This window comes from Streptomyces sp. GbtcB7 (genome assembly GCF_019091445.1).
In the GTDB taxonomy this organism is placed as follows: domain Bacteria; phylum Actinomycetota; class Actinomycetes; order Streptomycetales; family Streptomycetaceae; genus Streptomyces; species Streptomyces mirabilis.
The window spans coordinates 1-265 of sequence record NZ_JAGXJM010000331.1 but is presented as its reverse complement, the minus strand read 5'-3'; the positions used below and the strand labels follow the sequence as shown (position 1 = coordinate 265).

Genomic DNA, 265 nt, shown 5'->3' with positions numbered 1-265 from the left:
GCCCGCGAGTGGGAGCGCCGCCAGCACCGTGCGGGACCTGCTCGCGCGCTTGGTGGACGTAGGGGTCGCCGAGCGGGTCGGGCGCGCGTGGGCCGCGGTCGTCCGTCGCACCCGTGCGACGCCGCGCGCGGGTGATCGGCAGGCAGACCGGCCCACGGGGGGACGGCGCCGTGTCCTCCTCGTCGCGGCAGCCGTGGCCACGGCGGTCATCGTCGGGGGCGCCCTGTGGCCGTCAGGGGAAGGGGAGCGCCCGGCAGCGGCGGCC

Annotated in this window: 1 protein-coding gene; it reads left to right on the top strand. The window is 80.0% G+C overall.

Features of this window, described 5'->3' with window-relative positions; genetic code table 11:
• On the top strand, positions 1–265 hold a 265-nt coding region (locus KVT44_RS56205), incomplete at both ends, for a BlaI/MecI/CopY family transcriptional regulator (RefSeq protein ID WP_217577010.1).